Below are 23,220 nucleotides of genomic sequence, written 5' to 3'. Positions count from 1 at the left end.
ACCTCCTTTTTAGTTTCTGCTGGTTTTGATGCTACGCTAGCGGGCTTTTGCGGCTCTGCGCTCGCGTCCTTCTTCTTGAAGATTGATAGTAGTCCCATAATCCACTCCAATTGATTCGAGTATCACCTGGATTGCTTTCGGGATCGCGTTCTGGACCGCATCTGAAAGTCCCATCTCGACCTCGGCATCCCCTTTCTTGATCGCCTTTGCCGGCTGGCACAGGACAACGGTGGTATCGATCTGGTCTCTGATACGGCAGAGCTGGTCGACACCGTCCCAGGAATGGGGATCTATGTAGGCGCCCGGCTTCAGTTCCTTGCCGGGCATCTTCGATACCGACCCGGGTGGTGCATTAAAATCGGCAATGTCAACAACGATGAGCTTCTTCGTCACACCGGGGTCGAGGAAATTAAAAATAAAGTGCGGGGCGCCAGCGCCACCGTCCAGTATTGTTACATTGTCGGGAAGTGTGAGCTTCTCCATCTCCTCGATCACCGCGGGGCCAAAGCCGTCATCGCCGAACAGGGGGTTTCCGCACCCCACGATTACGATCTCCGAATACAGCATCAGGGGCAACTCACTGGATGAGCTTCTGAGCCACTAACTTGTTGTCTTCGTCCAGTACGACCATGTGGGTTGCACATGATACACACGGGTCGTACCCGCGCATGATGACCTCGGCAAGCTGCCATGGTGCGCCACGGAGGGCTGCACTGCAGGTTGCAAAGTTCCAGGTGGTCGGGACGAGCATGCTGAAGTACTGGACCTTCCAGTCCTTGACGCGGGCAAGGTGGACATCGGTTCCACGGGGTGCCTCGTTGGATGCCCAGCCGAGAGAGCCGTCGCCGTTGGGGATGTAGTCTGCAACAACCTTGCCGGCGGTGTTGAGCTCGTCAATGCAGTCGAGCATCTCGTACAGGGAGTCCTGGTATTCCATCTCACGGGCAACGTTCTGGCCCAGGGTGCCCTTCTCGTCAAAGTTCTTGTAGGTGACAAGGCGGGCGCGGGGGCCGACTTCAACGGGCTGGCCGTCGTACATCGGGATGCCGGTGCAGGCCTCCATCTGCGGGTTGACCTTGGTTCCTGCCTTGGTCGTTCCGCCGATCGGGTAGCGGGGCTCCTCGAGGTCGACAGTCATCTCACCCATGTACCAGTCCCACGGGCGGGCTTCCTTGAACCGGCGGGGGTCCCAGGTGGGGCACTCCTCGAGGCTCGAGGATCCGTAGAATGGGTGGGTTGCTAGGTAACCCTGGCTGTGGTACCCAAGGTCCTTGGGCATCGGGACTTTCATGCCGCCAACGTCCACGAAGTCTCTCTTGTGGTAGTTGCGGATGACCGCGATCATGAACTCGGACTGGGCGTGGGCAAGGACGAGTCCTTCCTTTGCCAGGTCGTACATCTTGGTCTTGGCCTGCTCGGAAACATTGCGGTACATACCACCAATGCGGGTGTTCCGCGGGTGGATGCAGTCGCCGCCTGCGATCTGGCCGATGGTCTGGCCGATCTCACGGAGGCGCTGGATGCGCTTTGCAACGGTGCGCACCGGCTCTTCTGCTGTGAACGGGTTGATCTTGGTCTCAGTGCCCGGGATATAGAAGTCGGGCAGGATCAGGATGTCATGCAGCGCATGGCTGTGGAGCCGGTTTGCGAGCTGCAGGATCTGACGGAGCAGCTTTGCATCGTTCGGGATCTCGCACTTGATGGAAGCTTCCATGGCTTCCGTGGCGGCAAGACAGTGAGCAATCGGACAAATACCACAGACGCGGGATGCAATCTTGGGGACCTGTTCGGGGGTCTTGCCGACTGCAAGCTTCTCTACTCCGCGGACCGGGGTGATCGAACACCAGTTGCCGGTCTCGATGATGCCCTGGTCATTGACCTTGAGCGTCAGCTTGGAGTGTCCCTCATGTCTTGTGGTTGGGGAAATCTCTACAACTTTCGACAATATTATCGCCTCATGTTATGTTGTTCTAATTTCTGTACAAAATTAACTCTATACATCTCTCATCTCTAGAGATTGGTGAGCGTACAAAGTACGTTCATCCTTATCTTGATCCATCCGTTTTATAATCTTTATGAAATGAGTTCCCGCCGGAAAAAAGCCTGAATCTGCGTTATTTTCGCCGCGTCTGTCAAAAACTGGGGGTTTTGGAATATTCGACGAAAAAGTAAGACAAACGCGAAAATAAATGCGAATTTTTTACCATTATAATTATTTTAAAAAGATTTTATCGTTTTTAACCGCTCTCGTGCTTTTCGCCGTTCAATTCATCGACCAATTCGGCAATCGTGGCCTTGCGTTCGGCATACGCATCGTGCTGGTGGATGCTCTCCTCGTTTGTCTGCTTGATCGTGACCACGGAATCCCCGGAAAGGTACTCGAACTCGGCCAGTACTTTTCGTGCCATCTCCCGTACGCAGTCCTCCACGAACCGGGGATTTTTGTGCGCGGCCAGAACAACAGCTCCTTCATCGCCGCGCTTTAAGAGTTCGTAGATACCGCTGCTCATCGATTCCTTGAGAATCCAGATGACCCTCTCAAGGTCAACGTGCTGGTCGTCGTCGGTCTCGATGCACAGGAATCCCTTGCCGCGCTGGTTGTGGGTGGCCATGGGGACCTCGCTGAAGAACGCATCGATCTTGTCCTTGGAGACGTCAAGCCCTTCGAGAACCCGGCTGGCGCGCTCCTTCATGATGTTCTGGGCGCAGGGGCAGGCGGTCATGCCGGTGACCTCGGCCCCGATGCTCTTTCTCACGATCGGGGCGCGGAACGTGCGGCGGGCAATGGCCCGTGCATGCACCATGACGACCTCGTGGCAGGCTGTCTTGCTGATCGGGGTCTCGCGCTTGACCATGAACTCGCTGCGCATCAGGACTTCCGTGCGGTCTGCATACTCGTGCCGGTCGAGGAGTTTCCTTGCAACTACGCTGCAGAGCTGTTCGATCTGGTTGACGTCGCCATCGATTGCCTGCTGGAGGACTTCATCGATAACTTCGAAATTGCGCGAGAGGTTGGCGCCCTTGAGGCTGCCGGGGAGGTCGACATAGACATCGAAATTCGAGATGAAGATCACTGGTCGTTTTCCCGCCCGGTGCACTTCCACGAGCTTCTTGACGTTCTTTACGCCGACCCGCGTTAAGTTGATCCGGACGTCTGGTGACGAGGCCTGGATGTCCGGCAGTTCTCTGGTGAATGATTTATCGGTGGTCTGATCAGATGGTGTGCGGGTAATAAGTCATCGCATCCATGGGGTTTTTCGTGTGACTCTTTAGTTTTTTCATATAATATTTATGTGCTTTGTTGCTGATATGAAAGGGATCATCTATGATGAAAAAATATTATGAGGCAGATGCTGACCTCGGCGTCTTAAAAGGCAAGAAGATCGCTGTTGTCGGCTACGGGTCGCAGGGCAGAGGGCAGTCGCTGAACTTACGGGACAGCGGGCTCGATGTCGTCATCGGCCTGCGCCCCGGCAAGAGCTGGGACGCCGCAACGAAGGATGGCATGAAAGTGATGAAGGTCGCCGATGCGGTAAAGGCCGCCGACATCATCCAGATCCTTCTTCCGGACGAGCACCAGGGGGCCATCTACCAATCCGAGATCCTCCCCCATATCAAAGAGAACAAGTGCCTCATGTTCTCGCACGGCTTCAACATCCACTTCGGCCAAATCGTCCCACCGGCCAATGTCGATGTCATCATGGTTGCGCCGAAGGGACCCGGCAGGATGGTCCGCCGACAGTACGAGGAGGGCAAGGGCGTGCCTGCTCTTATTGCGGTCCACCAGGACCACACCGGCAAGGCCCACAAGATTGCGCTGGCATATGCCAAGGGCATCGGTGCAACCCGTGCCGTCGTCCTTGAGACCACGTTCCGCGAAGAGACCGAGACGGACCTCTTCGGGGAGCAGGCCGTCCTCTGCGGCGGCTGCACATCCCTCGTCAAGGCAGGGTTCGAGACCCTGGTCGATGCCGGGTATGCACCCGAGATGGCATATCTCGAAGTCTGCCACGAGCTGAAACTGATCGTGGATATGATCTACGAGGGCGGGCTGACGAACATGCGCTCGTCCATCAGCAACACGGCGCAGTACGGCGACCTCACGCGCGGACCGCGTGTCATCGGCCCCGAGGCATACGAGGCGATGCAGGAGATCCTCGAAGAGATCCAGACCGGCCAGTTCGCCCGCGAATGGATGCTAGAGAACCAGGTCAACCGCCCGATGTTCAATGCCCTCACCAAGGCAGACGAGGAGCACCTCATCGAGGAAGTCGGGAAGGAAGTCCGGGGCATGATGCCCCAATTCAGGAAATAATTTTTAACAAAATTATTTCCTTCACCCCTCGGGTAAACCCTCGGGGTTCCGTAAATAATTCCTGACGGAATTATTTTCTTCTCCGCTCGGAGATGCTGAGGGGCTTTCGCCCCGAAGCATGAGAAGACCGTTCGGTCTTCGAAGCGCTAACGCGGTCCCTTGGGATTCAAGAAATAATCTCCTTTCTTTTCTCTCACTGTTTGTGACACAACCTTATCGATGCTTTTTCCTTGTGACTGTCCAATACTACACCAATGAACGTCTGCATCATTTACCATAGCGAGACCGGCAACACCCGCCACGTGGCCCAGCACATCGCGGAGGCGTGCCGGGGGCAACTGGTTGAGGTGACCGACAGGACGGAATACGGCCGGCTGACCGGGTTCCTGGTCCGGTGCAAGATGGCCCGCGGTGAAGAGACGGCAGCCGTTGAACCCGCCTCGATCGATGTCTCGGGTTATGACCAGCTGGTGTTCGGCTCGCCGGTCTGGGCGTTCAAGCCAACGCCAGCGATCCATGCGGCGATAGACGCGCTCAAAGGGTGCGAGGGCAAGCGCGCAACGGCGTTCTGTACGCACGGGGGAAAACCCGGACAGACCGCTGAAGTCTTCCAGAAGTGGATCGAGGCCCGCGGCATGAAATGCGTGGGGAATAGCGGCATCCACCAGAAGAACATCGAGAACGAGAAGAAGAACCGCGAACTGATTGAGATACTGGTCAAGGACCTCCTCACGACCTGAACCACAACCGTCCGACGCCTGCGCCCGGGGAAGCAGGCAGATCCCCGCGGACCCGCCGGCTGACGACTTTATTTTTTTGAGAAAGCCTTTTTGTCCGCCATCGCCTTTCTATATACACTATGACGGACCCGTACGAAAAACTCCTCAAGAAGGCATACTCCTCCATCACGGAGAGGACCGAGTCCTCGGAGCGGTTTGTTGTCCCCGAGGCAAAGGCCTACGTGGAAGGCAAGACGACCGTGCTCGAAAACTTCGCAGACATCGTCGGGAAGGTCCGCCGGGACCCTGACCACCTGATGAAGTTCCTGCTCGGCGAACTCGGTACCAGCGGCAAGATTGACGGGAACCGCGCAATCTTCAACGGCAAGTTCGAGATCCAGCTCATCAAGGCCATCTTCAAGAGTTATGTCGATGACTTCGTAATCTGTTCCGAATGCGGCAAGCCGGACACACGGCTTGTCAAGGACGACCGGGTCACGCTCCTCCGGTGCGATGCCTGCGGGAGCCACCGCCCGATCCGGAAGCGGAAAGCCCGGACCGAACCGGTCTCGGAGAACCTCGAAGAGGGGCAGGTCATGGACGTCGAGATCCAGTCCGTCTCGAAGCGGGGCGACGGGGTTGTCAAGATGGGCCGCTATATTATGTACGTGGCAAATTCCAAACCCGGCCAGAAAGTGAAGATCAGGATCTCCCGTATTTCGGGGTCCATCGTCTTTACCGAGCGGGCGGAATAAGCCTTCGGCCAATACCTTTTTTGCTGTTGTTTCTTTCCTGCCTGCCCGTGCTGCCAGGCAAAGCCATCCGAGGGAAGATAAAAAATCCGGAGAAAAAAGTATTCAAAAAAAAGGACCCGGTATTATACCTTTGCTTTCTTGATGCCCTTGAGGAGCTCGTCGCAGTGGCCGGTGATCCGCTTGCAGGCCTTCCTGATGATGGGCAGGGGTTTCTTCTTGTTCTTTGTCGTGACGAGCAGTTCCGGGTCCGAGAACTGGAATTCGATATTGTAGCGGGCGACGTCAATATCGGGATCGCTTAAAATCTCCTCGACAAGGGCGTTCATGAACGTGTGCCCCTCCCCCTGGATGATGAGCCGCACCTTGTCCTTCTCGAGCTCGAGTACTTTTACAATCATGCACCTATGGTTGGGCACCTGAAAATCATTAAGGTATGGGTCGGCAAAAACGCCCTTTCGAGCAGAGCCTACGGGAAGGTAAAGGTATCCCCGTCTTTTGCCGTGTGCGGGAGGTCCCAGGGGATATGGTGGCTCAGGTGTACGCAGCGGAACTCGCGGGGGGCCAGTTCCCCGGCAAGGGTGCAGGCATCGAGGTAGTTCATGTGCTTTGCGATGCTGTAGTGGGACGGGGCGAGCGCATCGAGCAGTAAAAGGTCCAGGCCGGAGAGAAGGGCAAGGCTCTTTTCCGGGATATCGCGGTTGGTGTCCGACGTGAACCCGATTTTTGCAGACCCGGTCTCAAAGAGCATCCCGGTGGTGAAGGCCGGGGGGTGTTTGACCATGAAGGGAGTGATCGTGATCCCAAAAAGGGTGAACGGGATATAGGGATCGACGGGGATCGCAGGGAAATTCAGGAACCGGAAGAATTCCTTGCAGTACGAGAGGACCTGCGGTGCGGCATAGACCGGGGGGATCTGCTGGACCCGGTAGAACTCGCCAAAGCCCATGAAGTGGTCATAGTGCCCGTGCGTCCAGATGACGGCATCGATATGGGGCGAGCCGCAGCGCAGGAGTTGCTGCCGTAAATCCGGCGAGGAGTCGACGAGGAGGTGCTTTCCCTCGTTCTCGATCAACAGCGACGTGCGGAGACGTGTCGCGCCGGACTGGTGCGCATGGGTGCACTGGGAGCAGTCGCACCCGATGCGGGGAGTGCCGACTGCGTCACCGGTGCCAAGAAGCGTGATCTTCATGTTATAACCAGTTCTGGTGCCGGATCGCCTCGCGGTTCCGGACCATGGCGATACCCTTTTCGATATCGCTCTCCCGGATATCGTTCCTCTTGTCCATGAGCGCCGAGAGGATTGCCTCCTTGATCATCATGCGGAGGTCTGAACCGGAGAACCCTTCGGTCTTCTTTGCGAGGGCTGCATAATCGACGGCGCAGTGGAGGGTTGCGGTGACTTTTTTCAGGATATTCTTCCGCATCTCCTCGTCAGGAAGGGCGAACTCAACGACCTCGTCGAAACGCCTCCAGGCTGCCTCGTCCAGGAGCTGGGGGTGGTTCGTTGCACCGATCAGGAGGACGCCGTTCCGGATGAGGTTGATCCGGTCGATGTTCTTTAAGAGCGAGTTAACCGCCCGCTTCATGGCGCCGTGGTCGTCGGCGGTGCGGCTCTTTGCCACGAAATCGAATTCGTCGACAAAGAGGATCGCCGGGGAGAGCTGTTTTGCGAGGTCGAAGATGCGGTCGATGTTCTTCGAGGTCTCGCCAAGGTACTGCGAGGTGACCATCGAGAGGCGGACCTCGAGGACCGGCATGTGCATGGTGCGCGACATGGCAAGGGCAAGCGAGGTCTTACCGGTGCCGGGCGGCCCGACAAAGAGGAGCTTGCCGATCTCGTAGATCCGGTGCCTTTGGAGGAAGTCGCGGTGGTCGAGGGCGTGCTGGATCTTGTCGATGATGGCAATCTGGCCGTCCGTGCAGACCAGGTCGTCGATATGCTGCTCGATCTCGTCCGGTGCGCTGAGGATGACGAGGTCAAGCGCTCCCCGGAGTTTCTCGTCTTCGCTGATGAGCCGGGAGATCCGTGCGTCCAGGTGGGCTTTTGTGTCCTCGAACGGGGGATTTGTCTTCCGGATGTCCTTGTAGGACACCCCGTTGGACCCTCCTATCTTCTCAAAATAGAAGGCAAGCGCCGGGTTCTTCTGGAGGAATGGCTTTCCCCCCTGCTTGAGGAACCACTGCCCGGCCGGTTCGAGGGCTGTAATTTTCAGCCGCTGGCCGAACTCCTCGTACGAAATAAAGGGATTTGCCACAAGTTTCGTGTGGGCGTCGGCAATGGAGAGGGCCCGCTTGATCAGCCCGTCGCTGACATAGACCGGACGCTTGATCTCGGAACCGGTGGCACCAAAGACATCGCGGCAGAGGGGCGTGATGTCGTTGATGTCAAGTTCGGGGTTCTGGTTGAAGATTTCGGCAGTCAGCACGATCTCCATAATACGCAGGGTGTCAGAGTCTCCGGACATGGCTGTAACCTTAATTAATCGGCGCCGGCATGCATAAGGTTTCTTGTCTGGTTCTCACCGGGTCGTAACGATGCAGCCATCGGCAGTCACGATCATGGTGTGCTCGTGCTGGGAGACAAGCGAACCGGGGATGTCGGCAAGGACCGGGTAGGCATGGAGGGTCCCCGACCGGACGAGCGCGGGAAGGGCGAGATCGAGTTTCTTCTCCAAAAGCCAGCGGCGGGAGAATGGCAGCCCCCTGCGGTCCCGGATCTTTTCCAGGATAGTGCGGCCTGCCGGAATGCGTACGGGGCGATTTGAGATCTGGGAATAGATCTCTGCCCGTGATTTCTCCCCTACGCGACCACTTCCCGTTGTCGCGAACGGCTCGATGGCAAAGACCATGCCTTCTTCAATTACGGTCCCCCCACCCGTACCGACATTGGGAATAGTCGGAGGGCCGTGCTGGACGTACTGGCCCAGCCCGTGGCCGGTGAGGTTGGAAACGGGGCGATACCCTCTCCTCTCGATCTCCTGCTGGATGGCGGCCCCCAGTGTCCCGGCATGCACACCGGGTTTTATTGCCCGGATCGCTGCTTCAAGGGCTTCTTTCGATGCGTCGAGCAGCAGCGAGTTGTTTCCGAGGTCGACCGTCACAGCGGTGTCGGCAATGTAGCCGTCGATCTGCACCCCGAGGTCGAGCTTGGCCACGTCCCCCTTATGGAAGACCCGCTCGTCGCCCGGCGAAGCCGTGTCGTGGGCAGCGTCCTCGTTTAAGGAGAGGTTAAGCGGGAACGCAAGTGCTGCCCCCTCCTCCTTCACCCGCGCTTCAATGGATTCGACCAGATCGAGATAGGAGGCCCCGACCCGGATCCCCTGCGCACCTTCGCGGAGGATCCGCGATGCAAGGGAACCGGCGGTCCGGTAGTTCTCCAGGATGTCGTCCTTCACAGGACCAGCTCCTCGGAGAAGTGCGTGAAGTTGGAGAAGCCCTTTGCAGTGACGGCTCCGATGTCCTCGAGCCGCACTCCCCCGGTACCGGGATAGTACAGGCCCGGCTCGATGGTGATCACGTTCCCGGCACGCAGCTCCTTTCCTGCCGGTCCCACGGTTGGCAGCTCATGCACCTGCAATCCCACGCCGTGACCGAGGTTGTGGGTGAATCCCCGGGTATCGCTCTCGTACCCGTGGTCTTTGAAATAGTCCACGACAGCCTGGTAGACAGCGGCCCCGGGAACGCCCGGGCGTATCATCGAGGTGGCGAGGTGTTTTGCAGCGCACAGGGCATCGTACATCTCCCGGATTTCGTCCGAGGGCTCGCCCTTGACGACCGTGCGGGTCATATCGGCGTAATATCCGCTCGCCTCTTCGACCGGGAAGAGGTCGATGATGATGGGCTCATCTGCCCGCAGGGGTCCGGTGCCGGTGGCATGCGGGATTGCGGTGTCCTCCCCGCACGCAACGATGGTGTCAACTGCTGCACAACCGCAGGACAGAAGATGGGTGTGCAAGGCGAAGCGGATATCTTCCGAGGTGAGGGGCTTTCCCTTGCGGTGGAGGATGCCTTTCTTTACCGTGGACTTCCGGATCAGGTCCACGCCGATGCCAAGTGCCGTCTCGGTCACCTTCTGGACGCGGCGCATTGCGGCAATCTCGACCCGTGACTTCTCTGCCCGCATGGAGAGGACCGTCCCGGAATCTACGATCACGGTGCAGTGCTTCTCCAGCGCCCGGGCTAGCCCGACCGGGAACTGGGGGGGGACGAGGATCTTCTTTCCGGCCTGGCCCGCAATCATTTTCGCCGTTGCACGGAGCGGGTCTTTCTCTTTTTTCAGGATCTCCGGCAGGTGGGCCTCGGCACGGGTCATCACTGCCGCAGGCGATTCACGGGACGCGCGCCCGATCTCCATCTGGGAGATGATGATCGTGTCCCTGCCTCCTGCTTTCCGGAAAAAGACGAATGGGTCGCTTGTCACAAACTTCGTCATGTAGCGCATGTCCGCGTCGCGCGAGTTGGCATACATCACGTACGCATCCGCCCCGCTCTTCCTGATTGCCTCGGAAAGTGGATCCATCTGCCCGGTATATGTGCGGTGAAACGTCAAGTACTTTTATTCCGGAAGCACAATTGTTGCGATGGACCAGAATGCGAAAGACCAGTTCCGGTGGAAGTTTTATCACCTTGCCGTGGAACTGAACATCATCATTCTTCTTGTCGCCGTATCCGTCCTCTTCTTATTCCTTCTGCCGCAGCGTCTTGAATCCTACCGCCTGCCCCTGATCGCCGTCATGCTGATCGTTGCGACAATCCTCTCGCTGGATTTCCGGAAGCGGTACCAGCTGACGAAGGCATGGCTTCATCAGCAACCAGGGAAAAAGGAAGATGTGGATAACCCGGAGTAAGCCGGGCCATTGTGGATGGGTGAGGGAAGATGCTTGAGAAGATGAAGGACGAGGTCGAACTGATCAGCCGCCATCTTGAGGTTGCCCGCGCCGTGGCGGATCACCAGCCGATCGGGATCATGAAGCTCTCCGAACTGTTACGGGAACCTTCGCACCGCATCCGGTATTCCCTTCATGTGCTGGAGCAGCTGGGGTACATCCGCGCATCTCCGGAAGGTGCCGTGGCAACGGCCCGGGCCGTTGAACTCTTTGCGCACCTGAACGAGGATCTTGACGAGCTGATCCGTCTGATCGGATTGATGAAACGCGAGGAATAAAAGGAGGGTAATACCCCGCATCCCCGTCTTGGATCACCGGTCCTACGACCTTATAGTTACCTTTAAAAGTACTCAGAAAGAATCTATTAGGACGCGAAGACGCGTGCCTCCCTAACTCAGTTGGTAGAGTGTCGGACTGTTAATCCGAATGTCACAGGTTCGAGCCCTGTGGGGGGCGCTTGGGGCCCGTAGCTCAGTCCGGTTAGAGCGCCCGGCTCATAACCGGGCGGTCATGGGTTCGAATCCCTTCGGGCCCACTGCCCGGTTTTTCCTGTTCTTGTCCAACAGGTTGTTCGCTGACGGGTTTTTTACGGAATACGATATGAAAACCTTTGTATTCCGGGACTTTGATAGAAAGCACCATGAAGTGTCCCGTGTGCGCAAGCGACTGCGTGAAGTCCGCACGGGACATCCTTTCATCGCTGCCAACGGTTTTTCTTCCCTGCGCGGAATGCAGCATGCGCATGCTGGACAAACGCCTCCCCCTCCCATCCATGGAGTATGGCGAACCCTGCTCCTGCGGGAAGCGGTTCATCGATGAGGTCTTTGCCCATATCTGGGTTGTCATGGTAAAGGAGGGAGATCTCCAACCCGCCGATCCGCTGATCGCGGCCGGGTCTCCCCTTATCCACCCCGGGTTTGCGATAGACCGGCCGCCGTTCCTTCCTGAAAAATCGCTTGTCCTCCTCTCCCCCCGGGTGACAAAGAATACTGCGGAGCGGCTCATGCGGGAAGTTCCCGAGCTGCGCGGTGTTGTCAGGACCGGCGATTTTGTGCCGGGGCTTGCCACCGCTGATGTGAGCACGGTCCCCCGGGTCTACGAGCTGCTTGCTGGGTGCGATGTACGGGCCGATGTCTTCCCCCTTCCAGCGGGTCCGCTGGTGATGTACAAGCAGCAGTCGCTTGTCCATATCGAGTTCCCGCGGGCCGGTTACCCGAAGATCCGCTCCGTGCAGCAGCGCGTGGGGAGCCCGCCGGTGCCGTACTTCATCGATGCCTGTTCCGGTGTCGGGACTCTCGGCCTTGTGGCAGCCTGCCTGGGCGTTCCCCGGGTAGTGATGAACGACGCCTGGTACGCGTCGGCGTTCTGGTCCGCGTTCAATCTCGAAGTGAACCGGGAGTATCTCTCTGTCGGCCGCATTCGGATCTTCGAGCAGATTGAGGATATGGCAAAGCACCCGGTGGTGAAAGAGCCGGTGAAGATCGCCGAGACGGAAGGCGAGCAGGTCATCGAAGTCTACCAGGGAGATTTCCGCGAGCTTTCGCGAGTACTTGTTCCCGGATCGCCGCCCCTGACTGCACTCGATCTTTTCGAGAAGAAGGATCTTGTGGCAACCGGAAAGATCCAGAAAGAATGGCTGGACCGGGTCGGTGGGGAGGTCTTCATCCCGTGACGGGAAACCGCGTTCCGTCACCCGCAACCCGCGTAAGGTAACAAGCCTTTATTGGCCGGTGGATAAAAGTATATGGGGACTAGCCCGGGTGGCTCGGCGTCACTTGTTACCCGAAACCGTCGGTACGCGGGGGGCGAAGTTTGACCGAGGCTGCAACGGCCTGTGGGAGCCTGTGTGTTCTGACGTTGAAACCTCGTCCCATGAGGTCGATGGCCAGTGTTCAAAATTCCGGAGGGAATGGCGACCTGTTGCTGCGGGGACCGGTTCAGGCCCGGAAGGGAGCAGACTTACCGCAGACATCCGGCGCCCATGGGGTAACGGGGCGGAGGACGAATGCTTTGGTGAACGCAGAAACGTACAGTCGACCGAGAACATGTCCCCACTCTTACGATTATCATGGTTAAAGTGACCATTGTCGGCGCAACAGGCAACGTCGGGATGTTTGCAGCCCATGCCATATCATCGATCCCGCATATCGACGAGATCCTGCTCCATGGCAGGCCCGGGCGCGAAGCCTTCCTGACGGGGATAACGCAGGACCTGATGGACTCGTTTGCAGCACGGGGTACAGACGTTCGTGTCACCTGGACAACCGACCTGCACGACGCAGCCGGTTCGGATATCGTTGTAATCCTTGCCGGTGTCCCCCGGAAAGCGGGGCAGGACAGGCTTGACCTTGCACTGGAAAATGCACGGATCGTGGCACCGATTGCAGAAACCATCGGGAAGGTCGCCCCGGACACCAAGCTCTTTGTGGTTACCAACCCGGTCGATGTTATGACCAGCGTTGCCCTGCGGTTTTCGAAGTTAAAACCCCACCAGGTCTTCGGTCTTGGCACCCACCTGGACTCGATGCGCTTAAAAGCCCTGATTGCGTCCTACTTCCATGTCCATGTCAGTGAGGTCCATACCCGTATTATCGGGGAGCATGGCGACAGCCTCGTCCCCCTCTGGTCTGCGACGACCATCGGCGGCATCAAGATCTCGAACCTGCCGGAGTTCTCGCACCTTCCGGTCAGGGAATTCATCGAATCCGTGAAATGCAGCGGCCACCGCATTATCCAGAACAAGGGTTCCACGGTCTATGGGCCGGGGGAAGCGATTGCCACCATCGTGCGGACAATCCTGCTTGACGAGAACCGGATCCTCACTGTCTCTGCCTTCATCCACAAGGAAGTCCACAGCATCGGCAACATCTGTATCGGTGTTCCTGCCCGCATCAACCGCGATGGCGTGTTTCCGATAACCATCAGGCTCGATGAACCGGAAGTGATCGCGTTCCGCGAGTCCGTGGAAAAGATCCGCGCAAGTACCGATTCGATTATTAAAACGCTGGAACAGGAACAGCAGTAAGAAAAGAATAGCTGACTGGTTATGTCAGCGTAACTTCGACGATCTCTGCCCGCTCGACACCGGGTATTGCACCGATTGTCTTTTCGAGCATGTCCGTCTCGCCACCGGCATCGTTGACAATGGCGGCGAACTTGATGGACTTTAAGCCAAAGCCGATGGGCTCTTCCTTGACATCCTGGATGCCGGGGAGCTTCTCCTTTAAGGCTTTCTTGAGCTCTTCGAGGTTGACCTCAGGCGACTCGGGCATGACCCGCATGATGACTGCGACACTGCCCATGACTTACGGTCCCCCGAATCCGCACTTGGGGCAGGTATAGGGGATGCTCTGCTCCCGGCACCGGTAGCACCGGCTGATCTCGACACCGCACGCAGGGCACCCGAACTCGGTTGCGCCCTCTTCTGCAAGCGGAGCATTGCAGGACGTACACTTCTTATCTGACATTGTTGGCTCCTCCAAGGATTCCTATACTATCTCTTTTGGATCCTTTAAAAGGTTGTACTGATCCGCGTGCCAGGGACCGGCTCGCCGCGGAGGAATCGTGCAAGGAGATCCGGGGCTCTCCCGTTCAGGATAAAGGTCTCCACCGTGTTTTCCAGAACAAAGGGGATGAACAGCGGGTCGACGATATCGGTCTCCACTACCGCGCTCACCCGTTCGAGAATCCCGTGTGCCGCGGGGATCCCGTCCACGGATTTGAGGAGGAGGAGATCGAGGCCGAGCTCTGCTGCCACCCACGCGGCAATGGTATCCGAGGTGACGTCCCAGGAATGCGGCAGAGGATCGCGCTCTTTGAGGCAGCGCAGCGGAAGGAGGACTGTCGTCTTTTCGGGCAGGGCAGGCTGTTCTGTGACAGGCAGGCCAAAAGACGCTGCATGCATCCCGTAACGGTTCATTGCAGCGATGGCCGCCCAGTGTGCAGTCTCATCATCAGGATCTGCCTGCCGGACAGCATCGGCAAAGGGCCCTCCCCCCGGGACAATGAGGAGCGGGCGCGGAGATGCGGAGAGCGCGGGAACGAGCGACGGGACGCTGTCGTACAGGCTCCCCCCGAGTTTCACGACCAGCGCTCTTTCCCGCTCTCCCCTCTCCATCAAACACATCCTCCAGAAAAAAATATTTAAAATATTATATACTTATTGGCGTCAAATACTCCTGTTATGCGTTGGCTTCCCCTGCTCATGGTTCTTCTTGTCATTCCCGCAGTAGCGGGTGCAGCAGGCTCGGTCCTGATCACCGAGTTCTGCCCGGACCCCTACCTTGCAGGTGATCCCGACGAATATCTTGTCCTCTCGGGAGACGGCCCGCTGGACGGGATCACGGTATCTGATGAAAAGAGTGGGTTCCGCTTTCCCCCGGGCAGTTCCATTGCCGGTACCCTGACCATTGCGCGGAACGGGACAGCATATCTCCAGAGCCACGGGAGGTTCCCCGATTTCGAGTGGCAGGACTCTTCGGATTCAGTCCCGGGCGTGATCAGCAGCAGATCCCTGCGGATGGCTAATGCCAACGACTCGCTCATGCTGTACGATGGAGCACGGCTCGTCCAGAGTGTTGCCTGGCCCCGTGATGTTGCGGCACGCGAAGGGCAGGTGCACTTTCTTGAAGGGGGGACCTGGGACCCGCGCCCACTCATGCTCGGGCAGTCCCGCTTCCTTCCGGCAGAGTTCTCCGGCGTTACCGTAACGGCGTTTGTCTCCCCGGATTGTTCGGATGAGGTATTCATGTCGGTGATCGGCAATGCATCGGAGGAGATCCTGCTCAACGTGTACGAATTTTCGAGCCCGGCCATGGCGGATGCGCTGGCCCGCGCCCGGGCGCGGGGTGTTGCTGTAACCGTCCTTGTCGAGGGTGGACCGGTCGGGGGCATTGGTGAAGAAGAGAAGGCGGCGCTGTGGGACCTGAACCAGAGCGGGGTGCCTGTCTATGCAATGGTGTCGACAGGGACCGCACATGCCCCGTACCGGTATGATCATGCCAAGTATGTTGTCATCGACCGGACGACAGTCCTTCTCGTGAGCGAGAACTTCAAGTACAACGGGTTTGCACCGGAAGGCACCTCGGGGAACCGGGGGTGGGGCGTTGTCCTGTATGATCCTGCAACGGCAGCATACTTCGTCACGGTATTCCAGGAGGACCTGCGGAGCCCTTCCGTTGTCCCTTACTCCGGCAGGCCCGGGCGGCACGAAGTGCTCTCCACGGAAACGCACATCCCGGTATTTCACCCGCGGACGTTTACCGGTGCAACCGTCCGCCCTGTCCTTGCGCCCGACACCAGCAGCCAGGTGACGGCACTGATCGCCTCAGCAGAGAAGAGTATCGATATCGAGGAAGCCTACATCACGAACGAGACCCGGTTCACCCTGAATCCCTTCCTCGCTGCGGCAGTCGATGCCGCGCGACGCGGGGTCCGTGTTCGGGTGCTCCTTGACTCCTATTGGTACAATACCGAGGGGAAAAATGACAATGACGAGATGGTTGCAATCATCAACCGCATTGCAGCGGCTGAAGATCTTCCGCTCGAAGGCCGGCTGGCAGACCTTGAGACAAGCCGGCTCGCAAAGATCCACAACAAGGGCGTCATTGTCGACGGGAGGAAAGTGCTTGTCAGCAGCATCAACTGGAACAGCAACTCCCCGAATTTCAACCGGGAGGCCGGTGTAATCATCGACCATCCCGGAGTTGCCGGCTATTTCGCGTCCGTGTTTGAAGATGACTGGAATCCCGGTGTACGGGCACCCGGTCCCGGCACGGATTACATGAAGATCGCGGCAGCGCTGCTGGTTGTTGCCGCCCTCCTGGGATACGGGTACTATCGCAGGAGGAGGTAACCGGTCAGGGCCGCACCATCAGAGCGGAAAGGTTTGGTAAGAAAAGTCCGGAAGGATTCTACTTTTTGGCGCACTGGCATACATCACAGAGGTTGATGTCGCTCTCCCCCGTGACTACGGCAAGCGCCCAGCGGTCGATCATCAGGTCAAGTTCCGAGGAGATCTCGACCTCTCCTGCACCCCGTTTCCTGCTCAGGTACTGCGAGACTGCCGCTCTCGTGACGCCAAGTTTTTTTGCCGCGTCGCTCTGGCTCAGCCCCTGCTTCTGCACCAGGCGGAAGACCATCTCGGCCCGCATGGGGGGCAGGAGGTTCCTGACCATAGTGTCGCAGTGCATCAGGGTACAGCAGTGCTTGGTCATGCAAATGCACTCTGGGGCTTTTCCACGTAGGAAGACCTGTTCTGGTAGATGATCTGGCGGGCATCCCGGAAGTTGAACTTCTCGATGATGAGGCCGCGCTCCTTGAGTTTCTTTAATGCATAGCGGACGGTCCGTGGCGCAAGGCGGCTTCTCTCGACAATGTCCTTGTGGGTCATCGACCCGCCGTCGTCGAGGATCTGGAGCACCGTCTTTGAGGATGGTGGTAGTGTTGCTGGTTGCATGAAAGTGATGTTAACACCGTTAACATATCAACTTGTCGGTTATTTATACTTTAATTTTTATACAATATCTCATGCTCATGCGCCAGGAACGTGTCGCCCTTCTCCTGCTCGTGGGAGTTGCGGCAGTAGTCATCACGGCAAACAGTGCCCTGACCATCGTTGGCAAGCAGCCGTTTGCCCGGCCGTTCTCCGCTGACTCACCGGATGGCGAACTGGTTGTTATCGAAGGGACTGTTACCCGGGTGAACCTGATCGAGAATGGCGGGCACCTCTCCCTTCTCGTTGCAAACACAACACTCTTCATCCCGGAATCCGCAGCCCGGGGGCTTGTCATCCACCGGAACGACACGGTACGGGCATTCGGAATTGTCGAAACGTACCGGGGAAAAAAGGAGATCGTGATCAGTAATGCCGGGGACTTACGGGTTACAACGGTTCCCTGACCGGAAAAGAGCCCGTGGATCGTTATGGCATGGGGAGGTGATTATGCCGGCCCCGGAGGGACGGTCGGTTCTTCCGGTCTCGCACCGATGGCAAGGAGCGCTTTTTGCGCTGCCTCGCGGACGCCCGCATCGGGATCATTGAGAGCTTCTTTCAGGCCGGGCTCTGCCCGCGTGTCCCCGATTGCCCCGAGCGCCCATGCGGCCTCTTTCCGGACTTTGGCCTTCAGATCCTTGAGGAGGGCAAGCAGGCGGTCAACCGCCCTTGGATCGTTGAGTTTCCCGAGGCCCCACGCGGCACCTGCCCTCAGCCATTTGTCACCGGATGCCGATGCCTCCAGCAGGGGCTCAAGGGCGCGTTTGTCGCCGATCTGCCCCAGCGACTTTGCGGCAAGCCACTGGACATCGACATACGGGTCTTTCAGCGCTTCGATGAGCGGGCCCACTGCCTCCGGGTCGCGCTCGGGCCCGAGCAATTCCGCTGCGTTCCAGCGGTAATTCAGGTTGGGATCCTTCAGCAGGGCGATCAGGCCGCGGACGCGGTGCTTCCGCCGCTCTTCGATCACCTCCGGGTCTTCCACACTGGCCGGCCCTGCTGGTTCCGGTACCGTGGGTGCCGCCCCATTCTCCAGCATCGCTCCCTCAACAACCTCCCATTTGGGATGACCCCTGATAATGGTTTCTCTCCTGGATTTCGCGGGTGAAGGAATAAAAAGGGAAAAATCAGTTCAGGTGGTGGTGACCGGCCGGATCTCAAGGCTGAAGGAGAAGTTCCGCACGCTGTGGGTGAGCGATCCCATGCTGATCACGTCCACGCCGCAGGCCGCATAGGCCGCCAGCGTCTCCTCGTCGATTCCCCCGGAGATCTCGATGACGACGCGGTCTCGTACCCCGTTTTTCCGGAGTACTGCAAGCGTCTCCTGCACCTGCAACGGCGTCATGTTGTCGAGCATGATGATATCAGCGCCGGCTCGTGCAGCCAGAACCGCATCGTTTGCCGATTCAACCTCGACCTCGATCTTCTTGTAGGCCGAGTGTGCCCGCGCCTTCCTGATCGCCTCTTCCAGTGGTACCAGAGCAAGGTGGTTGTCCTTGATCAGGATACCGTCGCTTAAGTTCATCCGGTGGGGATCGCCGCCGCCGATCTGCACGGCTTTCTTGTCAAACCGCCGGAAGCCGGGGCATGTCTTCCGGGTGCCGGCCACCCGGCACGCCGGGTTTGTGCGTCTCACGATTGCCGCCATGGCCGCTGTGCGGGTAGCAATACCGCTCATCCGCCCGAGGATGTTGAGCGCGGTCCGTTCGACAAGGAGGATGTTTCTCGCGGTTCCCGAAAGAATGAGAACGGACTCGTCCCTTCGTACCGTGTTGCCATCGCGCTTTCCTCCCGTCACCGCGACACCGAAGTGGGTGAAGAGGAGCGTCGCCTCCTCGATCCCTGCAAGGATGCCGTCCTGTTCCGCCCGGATAGCGGCCGTGCAGGTGATATCGGGAATGACCGCGTCTGATGTCACGTCGCCCGCAGGAGTGTCCTCTCTGAGGAAACCCAGCAATTCATCGAGAACCGTCAAGACAATTCCCCCTTCATCCCTTATGTTCCGATAACAATCGGATCGTCCATCTTTTCCAGAAGCGAGAGCACGGAGAGTGCGGCAAGGTAACTGGTTGCCGGGTTGTCAGGACTGGGCATGTTGGTGACGCGGATATAGGTCTCGCCGAAGTCCCCTTCGATGAAGAGTTCGTGGACATTCTGGTCCACCGCGGGATCAACGAAGAGCTCGACATCGGCATCCATCCCGGCAGCAAGGCTCATGGCAACCGATACGTTGACATTTTTCGGGAAGGACTTGATACACTCGTTGGCCTTCCCGGCAAAGATCTGCCGCCGTTCGTCTGCCTCGATTCCCAGTGCTGCCGGACTCTTGGTTGTCCGGAGCAGGAGCTTACTGAATGCCGATAATTTCCCGATCTTGAGGTTGTCGAGTCCGAAGATCGCCCCGCTGGGAATGTAGACTTTCCTGTCGTTTTCCCGTGCCTTGGCACGGACCAGGTTCCGGAACCCCGGGTCGGTCAGGGCGCCGACACTCATGATCACCATATCCTTCCCGTGGGCCAGTACATCCGGCGCATGCCGTCTGACTGCGCTGACTGACGCTGCTTCGACCACGATGTCGAATTCGGCCCCGATAAACGAATCGAATTCCTGGTATGCGGTTGCACCGGAGATCGCCTCGATCTCGCGTGCACGCTCATAAACCTGGTCATAGACCGCCTTGATCGTGAACCGGCCTGCATGACGTGCAATGATATGCCCGATATTGCCGCAGCCGAGCAGCCCGATCCGTAACATGGTAAACAGGTTACGGGTGCAATCGGTTAAGTGTTGTGCCCGGAAACATCATATGGCGAAACGATGGCGGCAGGTAACCGGAAATCCCGAGAATATGAGACCATCCCGCCCGGGCTCTGCAACCGGAGGGTCTGTATCGAGACTTACGGGTGCCGGTATAATTTCGGGGATACAGCCAAACTCACCGAGGTATTGAAACGCCATGGTTGCACAATCTCGGATTCGGCAGACGACGCCGATATCGTCATCGTGAATACCTGTACCGTGGTAGGGCCGACAGAGAGGCGGATGCTCCGCCGGCTTTCGGCATTGCGGGACCGGGAACTCTATGTCACCGGCTGCATGCCGCAGGTCCAGAAGGAGGCGATCCTCTCTGTCTGCAATCCCGGGTTCATCTCCCCGGACGCAATCCAGGAGTGGTATCGCGGGGTGGGCACGGTTGCTGCCGGGAGCGTGGGGATTGTGCAGCTTGCACAGGGGTGCAACGGCACCTGCACCTATTGCATCACCCGCAAGGCACGCGGCCCGCTCCGGAGTTTTTTGCCGGACGAGATCCGCCGGCAGGTAGCTGCTTACGCCGCATGTGGTGCAGCGGAGATCCAGCTGACGGCCCAGGATGTCAGTTCCTATGGAAAGGACATCGGCCTGTCGCTTGCCGGCCTGTTGAACGGTATCGGTGACCTGCCGGGAAACTACCGCATCCGTGTCGGGATGATGAATCCTGCAACGGTACGGCATGATCTCGATGCGATCGTGGAATCTTTCTCTTCAGAGAGGATCTTCCGGTTCGTCCACCTCCCGGTACAGTCCGGGTCCGATACCATCCTTGAACGGATGGGCCGGCAGTATACAGTCCGGGACTTCTGTACGATCATCGCCGCATTCAGGAAACGCTACCCGGAGATCACGGTGATGACCGACATGATCACCGGGCTCCCCGGGGAAACGGAGGAGGACTTCTCCGCCTCGCTCGACCTCATCCGCCGCATCCTGCCCAACAAGGTGAACGTGACCCGGTACTCGAAACGGCCGTTCACTCCCCTCTCGCAGGAAAAGGACATCCTGGATTCTGTTAAAAAGGACCGCTCCCGCATCATGCTGTCCTGTTCCGAACAGGTCTATGCAGAGGTAAACCGGCCCTGGCTTGGGCGGGAGGTTTCGTTCATCGTCACGGAAACGATCCGGAAAGGGTCCGTCATGGCCCGGTCCCCCTCCTACCAGGGTATCGTCATCAATGAAGACCTGCCGGCGGGATATGAAGGGCGTGTTGTTCTGAAAAAAGACCGGAAGTACTTTTTCCTGGGCGAGCGGGTGACCTGACCTCCGGGCAGATGGCGTAAGCTCCCTGCTTATATCCGATAATGATAATACAGCGCCATGCAGGCGAGTGCAAGGCCACAGAGGACGATCGCGTACAGCACCAGGTCTCCTTCAACGGCTATCCCCGTTCCCCCATCGCCTCCGTGCCCGTCCTCTTCCTCATGCCCCCCATGGGAAAGGCCGGTGGCCGCATGGAACCGCTCCTCAATGCCCTGCGGCCCGGTTGCCTGGAATGCCAGGATCGCGGCGGCGATGAGGATGGCTGCGATCAGGAAGAAGAGAATTGGTCCCCGCTTTTCTATTGGCCCGCTCATCCTTTCTGCTCCCCCAGGAGGTCCGGCCGGACATTCCCGATATACCGCACGATAAGTCCCGAGAGGAGCGCCTCGATCACGGCAACTCCCATGTTCACCGCGACAATGAGAGAAAGGCCGGCAAGGACCTGTTCTGGTGACTGGGTGACTCCCTGGACTCCGGAGACCAGGATGATCCCGATCATGATGAGATTGCCCGTGAAGAGTCCGGCAAATGTAGCAATCCCTGCCCGGGAGAAGAGATCGGGAAGGAACGTACGTGATCCCCGGAAAACAGCAAAGGCAACGAGGACTTCGGCAAGGTTCACGAGCACATTTGCCCCGACAAGCCCCCATCCCCCGTGGCCGATGGCTGCCGAGAGGATATTGATGACCAGCACCACGAGCGAGCCGAGCACCGGCCCGGCAAGGATGCCGACAAGGGGGGTGAGGTTCAGGTGGACTCCGCCGAAGAGCGGGATATTGACCTGGAAGAGCGCAAACGCTGCTGCGGTCACAAACGCGGCAAGGGTGATCCTGCCGGTATCCTTTCGCCCCTTAGACCGTAAGATCCAGAGCGCGATCCCGATACATACGAGGGCAAGGAGCCACCAGACAAGGACCCAGGTGAGCGAAAATGCCCCGTCTTCGAGATGGATGTGTGCCATGGCTCTCTTTTCTCCCGGGTGAAGGTTTCCTTCCTTGATCAACCATTATCCCGGGGAGCTTAAAAACCCGGGCAAAAGTTTGGTATAACACCAAACTTTACGGTTCCCTGTCCTTTTGTTCCGGTTCCCTGCCGGGATGTGCCCCGAGCAACTGCACCAGCTCGGCCCTTGTCACGGGCCGCTCTTCCCGCGGCCCGCCGTGTGATCTGCAGTACTCAAGCCATGTCATGACCGTATCCGGCTGTTTCAGCCCCGCCTCACCGATAAGTGCGGAGTCATAGAAGACCTCCCGCGGGCTCCCCTCGGCAAAGACCGCCCCGTCTTTCACAAGGCAGATCCGGTCCGCGATCCGGGCCGCGAGTTCGAGGTCGTGGGTTGCGATCACCACGCTGATGCCATACCGTGTTTTCAGGTCCGCGATGAGGCTTTCGATCCGGGCACTGTGGACGGGATCAAGGTCGGAGGTCGGCTCGTCCATGGCAATAATCCGCGGCTTCATGGCGAGGATCCCGGCAATCGAGACAAGCCTCTTCTGCCCGCCGCTCAGGTAATTGGGCAGTTTTCCCGCAAGCCCTGCGGCACCGACAGCCTCAAGCGCTTCGAGCGCTGCCGCCCTCGCATCATCCGGTGCCATGCCGAGGTTCAGCGGGCCGAACATCACATCGTCAAGCACGGTGGGCGCAAACAACTGCTCCTCGGAACGCTGGAAGATCACCCCGACTTCTTTCCAGAGACCCTCGCGTTCCCCGCGGGTGACCGACCTGCCGTTGATTACGATATCCCCCTGCGTGGGAAGGAGCAGGCCGTTCAGGTGCTCGATGAGCGTGGATTTGCCCGAGCCGTTGGGGCCGCACAGGGCAACGATCTCGTCTTGTAAGACATGGAAACACATCTCGTGGATCCCGACGCTCCCGTCAGGATACGTGTGGCTGGCGCAGTCAACGTGGATCAGTTCGCGCGAGGGATCGCCATGCTCGCAGTGCAGGTGGTCGGGATCGTGGCGCATGATCGTCATGG

Annotated in this window: 29 protein-coding genes, 2 tRNA genes and 1 other RNA gene; 13 read left to right on the top strand and 19 right to left on the bottom strand. The window is 58.4% G+C overall.

Translation table 11 applies throughout. From position 1 onward, the window contains the following. Positions 1–36: 36 nt before the first annotated feature. From frhD to mptA, 3 genes are all read right to left on the bottom strand, one after another. On the bottom strand, positions 37–567 hold the full coding sequence (gene frhD, locus PHF39_RS10530; RefSeq protein ID WP_300223711.1) for a coenzyme F420-reducing hydrogenase, FrhD protein: 531 nt from the start codon (positions 565–567) through the stop codon (positions 37–39). Between the two features lie 10 nt (positions 568–577). Beyond that, complete coding sequence (gene frhA, locus PHF39_RS10525) at positions 578–1,945, bottom strand: coenzyme F420 hydrogenase subunit alpha (protein WP_300223709.1); 1,368 nt, start codon at positions 1,943–1,945, stop codon at positions 578–580. A gap of 292 nt (positions 1,946–2,237) precedes the next feature. Next, positions 2,238–3,233 (bottom strand): GTP cyclohydrolase MptA, encoded by a 996-nt coding sequence (gene mptA / locus PHF39_RS10520; protein WP_300223742.1) that lies wholly within the window; start codon positions 3,231–3,233, stop codon positions 2,238–2,240. A gap of 92 nt (positions 3,234–3,325) precedes the next feature. On the opposite strand from mptA, the gene ilvC reads away from it, so the two are divergent. From ilvC to PHF39_RS10505, 3 genes are all read left to right on the top strand, one after another. Next, on the top strand, positions 3,326–4,315 hold the full coding sequence (gene ilvC, locus PHF39_RS10515; RefSeq protein WP_300223707.1) for a ketol-acid reductoisomerase: 990 nt from the start codon (positions 3,326–3,328) through the stop codon (positions 4,313–4,315). Positions 4,316–4,569: 254 nt separating this feature from the next. After that, positions 4,570–5,055: an NAD(P)H-dependent oxidoreductase gene (locus tag PHF39_RS10510; protein WP_300223705.1), complete on the top strand. Its 486-nt coding sequence runs from the start codon at positions 4,570–4,572 to the stop codon at positions 5,053–5,055. A 119-nt stretch (positions 5,056–5,174) separates the two neighbouring features. Then, entirely contained in the window at positions 5,175–5,789 is a 615-nt protein-coding gene (locus PHF39_RS10505) for a translation initiation factor IF-2 subunit beta (RefSeq protein WP_300223703.1), read from the top strand. Between the two features lie 122 nt (positions 5,790–5,911). Here PHF39_RS10505 and PHF39_RS10500 read toward each other — a convergent pair whose 3' ends face one another. The 5 genes from PHF39_RS10500 to PHF39_RS10480 form a co-directional block, all read right to left on the bottom strand. Continuing rightward, positions 5,912–6,187, bottom strand: coding sequence for a DNA-directed RNA polymerase subunit L (locus PHF39_RS10500; protein ID WP_300223702.1), 276 nt, complete (start codon positions 6,185–6,187; stop codon positions 5,912–5,914). A 68-nt stretch (positions 6,188–6,255) separates the two neighbouring features. Next, complete coding sequence (locus PHF39_RS10495) at positions 6,256–6,978, bottom strand: MBL fold metallo-hydrolase (RefSeq protein WP_300223700.1); 723 nt, start codon at positions 6,976–6,978, stop codon at positions 6,256–6,258. Between the two features lies 1 nt (position 6,979). Beyond that, positions 6,980–8,254, bottom strand: a complete 1,275-nt coding sequence (locus tag PHF39_RS10490; RefSeq protein ID WP_300223698.1) for an ATP-binding protein — start codon at positions 8,252–8,254, stop codon at positions 6,980–6,982. 54 nt (positions 8,255–8,308) lie between these two features. After that, positions 8,309–9,184 carry a type II methionyl aminopeptidase gene (map, locus tag PHF39_RS10485; RefSeq protein ID WP_300223696.1) on the bottom strand — a complete coding sequence of 292 codons (876 nt, stop codon included), beginning with the start codon at positions 9,182–9,184 and terminating at the stop codon, positions 8,309–8,311. After that, complete coding sequence (locus PHF39_RS10480) at positions 9,181–10,308, bottom strand: Xaa-Pro peptidase family protein (protein WP_300223692.1); 1,128 nt, start codon at positions 10,306–10,308, stop codon at positions 9,181–9,183. The genes map and PHF39_RS10480 overlap by 4 nt, the downstream gene beginning before the upstream one ends. A 61-nt stretch (positions 10,309–10,369) precedes the next feature. On the opposite strand from PHF39_RS10480, the gene PHF39_RS10475 reads away from it, so the two are divergent. From PHF39_RS10475 to PHF39_RS10445, 7 genes are all read left to right on the top strand, one after another. Continuing rightward, positions 10,370–10,636 carry a hypothetical protein gene (locus PHF39_RS10475; protein ID WP_300223690.1) on the top strand — a complete coding sequence of 89 codons (267 nt, stop codon included), beginning with the start codon at positions 10,370–10,372 and terminating at the stop codon, positions 10,634–10,636. A gap of 29 nt (positions 10,637–10,665) precedes the next feature. Beyond that, on the top strand, positions 10,666–10,953 hold the full coding sequence (locus PHF39_RS10470) for a hypothetical protein (protein WP_300223688.1): 288 nt from the start codon (positions 10,666–10,668) through the stop codon (positions 10,951–10,953). A gap of 105 nt (positions 10,954–11,058) precedes the next feature. Further along, positions 11,059–11,131 (top strand) — tRNA-Asn (locus PHF39_RS10465). A 4-nt stretch (positions 11,132–11,135) separates the two neighbouring features. After that, a tRNA-Ile gene (locus tag PHF39_RS10460) sits at positions 11,136–11,210 on the top strand. Between the two features lie 105 nt (positions 11,211–11,315). Then, positions 11,316–12,347, top strand: a complete 1,032-nt coding sequence (locus PHF39_RS10455; protein ID WP_300223686.1) for a hypothetical protein — start codon at positions 11,316–11,318, stop codon at positions 12,345–12,347. 72 nt (positions 12,348–12,419) lie between these two features. Beyond that, positions 12,420–12,730: signal recognition particle sRNA (ffs, locus tag PHF39_RS10450), an RNA gene on the top strand. A 13-nt stretch (positions 12,731–12,743) separates the two neighbouring features. Continuing rightward, positions 12,744–13,700 (top strand): malate dehydrogenase, encoded by a 957-nt coding sequence (locus PHF39_RS10445; protein ID WP_300223684.1) that lies wholly within the window; start codon positions 12,744–12,746, stop codon positions 13,698–13,700. 19 nt (positions 13,701–13,719) lie between these two features. Here the strand turns inward: PHF39_RS10445 and PHF39_RS10440 are convergent, their stop codons facing one another. Genes PHF39_RS10440 through PHF39_RS10430 form a run of 3 tightly spaced genes read right to left on the bottom strand, consistent with a single transcriptional unit; the run spans position 13,720 to position 14,792 of the window. After that, a complete protein-coding gene (locus tag PHF39_RS10440; RefSeq protein ID WP_300223682.1) occupies positions 13,720–13,977 on the bottom strand; it encodes an elongation factor 1-beta in 258 nt (85 codons plus the stop codon). Between the two features lie 3 nt (positions 13,978–13,980). After that, positions 13,981–14,142: a zinc finger domain-containing protein gene (locus tag PHF39_RS10435; protein WP_300223680.1), complete on the bottom strand. Its 162-nt coding sequence runs from the start codon at positions 14,140–14,142 to the stop codon at positions 13,981–13,983. Between the two features lie 44 nt (positions 14,143–14,186). Beyond that, a complete protein-coding gene (locus PHF39_RS10430; protein ID WP_300223678.1) occupies positions 14,187–14,792 on the bottom strand; it encodes a uridylate kinase in 606 nt (201 codons plus the stop codon). A 66-nt stretch (positions 14,793–14,858) separates the two neighbouring features. Here PHF39_RS10430 and PHF39_RS10425 point away from each other — a divergent pair, with 66 nt between their 5' ends. Then, positions 14,859–16,529, top strand: coding sequence for a phospholipase D-like domain-containing protein (locus PHF39_RS10425; protein ID WP_300223677.1), 1,671 nt, complete (start codon positions 14,859–14,861; stop codon positions 16,527–16,529). Positions 16,530–16,587: 58 nt separating this feature from the next. Here the strand turns inward: PHF39_RS10425 and PHF39_RS10420 are convergent, their stop codons facing one another. Both PHF39_RS10420 and PHF39_RS10415 read right to left on the bottom strand, forming a co-directional pair. Then, positions 16,588–16,890, bottom strand: a complete 303-nt coding sequence (locus PHF39_RS10420) for a helix-turn-helix domain-containing protein (protein ID WP_300223676.1) — start codon at positions 16,888–16,890, stop codon at positions 16,588–16,590. Continuing rightward, positions 16,887–17,132 carry a helix-turn-helix domain-containing protein gene (locus PHF39_RS10415; RefSeq protein WP_300223675.1) on the bottom strand — a complete coding sequence of 82 codons (246 nt, stop codon included), beginning with the start codon at positions 17,130–17,132 and terminating at the stop codon, positions 16,887–16,889. Before PHF39_RS10415 ends, PHF39_RS10420 begins: the two co-directional genes overlap by 4 nt. Before the next feature lie 71 nt (positions 17,133–17,203). On the opposite strand from PHF39_RS10415, the gene PHF39_RS10410 reads away from it, so the two are divergent. Continuing rightward, entirely contained in the window at positions 17,204–17,575 is a 372-nt protein-coding gene (locus PHF39_RS10410) for a hypothetical protein (RefSeq protein ID WP_300223674.1), read from the top strand. Positions 17,576–17,616: 41 nt separating this feature from the next. On the opposite strand, the gene PHF39_RS10405 is transcribed toward PHF39_RS10410, so the two are convergent. The 3 genes from PHF39_RS10405 to nadX form a co-directional block, all read right to left on the bottom strand. After that, the gene (locus PHF39_RS10405; RefSeq protein WP_300223673.1) at positions 17,617–18,207 is read right to left on the bottom strand and encodes a HEAT repeat domain-containing protein; all 591 of its coding nucleotides are present in this window, start codon (positions 18,205–18,207) and stop codon (positions 17,617–17,619) included. A gap of 93 nt (positions 18,208–18,300) precedes the next feature. Continuing rightward, positions 18,301–19,149 (bottom strand): carboxylating nicotinate-nucleotide diphosphorylase, encoded by an 849-nt coding sequence (gene nadC, locus PHF39_RS10400; protein ID WP_300223740.1) that lies wholly within the window; start codon positions 19,147–19,149, stop codon positions 18,301–18,303. 14 nt (positions 19,150–19,163) lie between these two features. Next, on the bottom strand, positions 19,164–19,922 hold the full coding sequence (gene nadX / locus PHF39_RS10395) for an aspartate dehydrogenase (RefSeq protein ID WP_300223672.1): 759 nt from the start codon (positions 19,920–19,922) through the stop codon (positions 19,164–19,166). 63 nt (positions 19,923–19,985) lie between these two features. Between nadX and PHF39_RS10390 the strand changes: the two genes are divergently transcribed. After that, a complete protein-coding gene (locus PHF39_RS10390) occupies positions 19,986–21,242 on the top strand; it encodes a radical SAM protein (protein ID WP_300223671.1) in 1,257 nt (418 codons plus the stop codon). A 29-nt stretch (positions 21,243–21,271) separates the two neighbouring features. On the opposite strand, the gene PHF39_RS10385 is transcribed toward PHF39_RS10390, so the two are convergent. The 3 genes from PHF39_RS10385 to PHF39_RS10375 form a co-directional block, all read right to left on the bottom strand. Next, positions 21,272–21,556 (bottom strand): hypothetical protein, encoded by a 285-nt coding sequence (locus tag PHF39_RS10385; RefSeq protein ID WP_300223670.1) that lies wholly within the window; start codon positions 21,554–21,556, stop codon positions 21,272–21,274. Next, positions 21,553–22,203, bottom strand: coding sequence for an energy-coupling factor ABC transporter permease (locus tag PHF39_RS10380; protein WP_300223669.1), 651 nt, complete (start codon positions 22,201–22,203; stop codon positions 21,553–21,555). The genes PHF39_RS10385 and PHF39_RS10380 overlap by 4 nt, the downstream gene beginning before the upstream one ends. Before the next feature lie 97 nt (positions 22,204–22,300). Next, positions 22,301–23,218 carry an ATP-binding cassette domain-containing protein gene (locus PHF39_RS10375; protein WP_300223668.1) on the bottom strand — a complete coding sequence of 306 codons (918 nt, stop codon included), beginning with the start codon at positions 23,216–23,218 and terminating at the stop codon, positions 22,301–22,303. Between the last annotated feature and the right edge of the window lie 2 nt (positions 23,219–23,220).

This window comes from Methanoregula sp., from assembly GCF_028712425.1.
Classification (GTDB): domain Archaea; phylum Halobacteriota; class Methanomicrobia; order Methanomicrobiales; family Methanospirillaceae; genus Methanoregula.
Note: the sequence above shows the minus strand (reverse complement) of the source record. Positions and strands in the feature narration are given on the sequence as shown.

Excerpts from the sequence above, each read along its gene's own strand:
- frhD (WP_300223711.1), bottom strand. The coding sequence starts at position 567 with ATGCTGTATTCGGAGATCGTAATCGTGGGGTGCGGAAACCCCCTGTTC.
- ilvC (WP_300223707.1), top strand. The coding sequence starts at position 3,326 with ATGATGAAAAAATATTATGAGGCAGATGCTGACCTCGGCGTCTTAAAA.
- PHF39_RS10510 (WP_300223705.1), top strand. The coding sequence starts at position 4,570 with ATGAACGTCTGCATCATTTACCATAGCGAGACCGGCAACACCCGCCAC.
- PHF39_RS10505 (WP_300223703.1), top strand. The coding sequence starts at position 5,175 with ATGACGGACCCGTACGAAAAACTCCTCAAGAAGGCATACTCCTCCATC.
- PHF39_RS10500 (WP_300223702.1), bottom strand. The coding sequence starts at position 6,187 with ATGATTGTAAAAGTACTCGAGCTCGAGAAGGACAAGGTGCGGCTCATC.
- PHF39_RS10495 (WP_300223700.1), bottom strand. The coding sequence starts at position 6,978 with ATGAAGATCACGCTTCTTGGCACCGGTGACGCAGTCGGCACTCCCCGC.
- PHF39_RS10490 (WP_300223698.1), bottom strand. The coding sequence starts at position 8,254 with ATGTCCGGAGACTCTGACACCCTGCGTATTATGGAGATCGTGCTGACT.
- PHF39_RS10480 (WP_300223692.1), bottom strand. The coding sequence starts at position 10,308 with ATGGATCCACTTTCCGAGGCAATCAGGAAGAGCGGGGCGGATGCGTAC.
- PHF39_RS10475 (WP_300223690.1), top strand. The coding sequence starts at position 10,370 with ATGGACCAGAATGCGAAAGACCAGTTCCGGTGGAAGTTTTATCACCTT.
- PHF39_RS10470 (WP_300223688.1), top strand. The coding sequence starts at position 10,666 with ATGCTTGAGAAGATGAAGGACGAGGTCGAACTGATCAGCCGCCATCTT.
- PHF39_RS10455 (WP_300223686.1), top strand. The coding sequence starts at position 11,316 with ATGAAGTGTCCCGTGTGCGCAAGCGACTGCGTGAAGTCCGCACGGGAC.
- PHF39_RS10445 (WP_300223684.1), top strand. The coding sequence starts at position 12,744 with ATGGTTAAAGTGACCATTGTCGGCGCAACAGGCAACGTCGGGATGTTT.
- PHF39_RS10440 (WP_300223682.1), bottom strand. The coding sequence starts at position 13,977 with ATGGGCAGTGTCGCAGTCATCATGCGGGTCATGCCCGAGTCGCCTGAG.
- PHF39_RS10435 (WP_300223680.1), bottom strand. The coding sequence starts at position 14,142 with ATGTCAGATAAGAAGTGTACGTCCTGCAATGCTCCGCTTGCAGAAGAG.
- PHF39_RS10430 (WP_300223678.1), bottom strand. The coding sequence starts at position 14,792 with ATGGAGAGGGGAGAGCGGGAAAGAGCGCTGGTCGTGAAACTCGGGGGG.
- PHF39_RS10425 (WP_300223677.1), top strand. The coding sequence starts at position 14,859 with ATGCGTTGGCTTCCCCTGCTCATGGTTCTTCTTGTCATTCCCGCAGTA.
- PHF39_RS10420 (WP_300223676.1), bottom strand. The coding sequence starts at position 16,890 with ATGACCAAGCACTGCTGTACCCTGATGCACTGCGACACTATGGTCAGG.
- PHF39_RS10415 (WP_300223675.1), bottom strand. The coding sequence starts at position 17,132 with ATGCAACCAGCAACACTACCACCATCCTCAAAGACGGTGCTCCAGATC.
- PHF39_RS10410 (WP_300223674.1), top strand. The coding sequence starts at position 17,204 with ATGCTCATGCGCCAGGAACGTGTCGCCCTTCTCCTGCTCGTGGGAGTT.
- PHF39_RS10405 (WP_300223673.1), bottom strand. The coding sequence starts at position 18,207 with ATGCTGGAGAATGGGGCGGCACCCACGGTACCGGAACCAGCAGGGCCG.
- nadX (WP_300223672.1), bottom strand. The coding sequence starts at position 19,922 with ATGTTACGGATCGGGCTGCTCGGCTGCGGCAATATCGGGCATATCATT.
- PHF39_RS10390 (WP_300223671.1), top strand. The coding sequence starts at position 19,986 with ATGGCGGCAGGTAACCGGAAATCCCGAGAATATGAGACCATCCCGCCC.
- PHF39_RS10385 (WP_300223670.1), bottom strand. The coding sequence starts at position 21,556 with ATGAGCGGGCCAATAGAAAAGCGGGGACCAATTCTCTTCTTCCTGATC.
- PHF39_RS10380 (WP_300223669.1), bottom strand. The coding sequence starts at position 22,203 with ATGGCACACATCCATCTCGAAGACGGGGCATTTTCGCTCACCTGGGTC.
- PHF39_RS10375 (WP_300223668.1), bottom strand. The coding sequence starts at position 23,218 with ATGACGATCATGCGCCACGATCCCGACCACCTGCACTGCGAGCATGGC.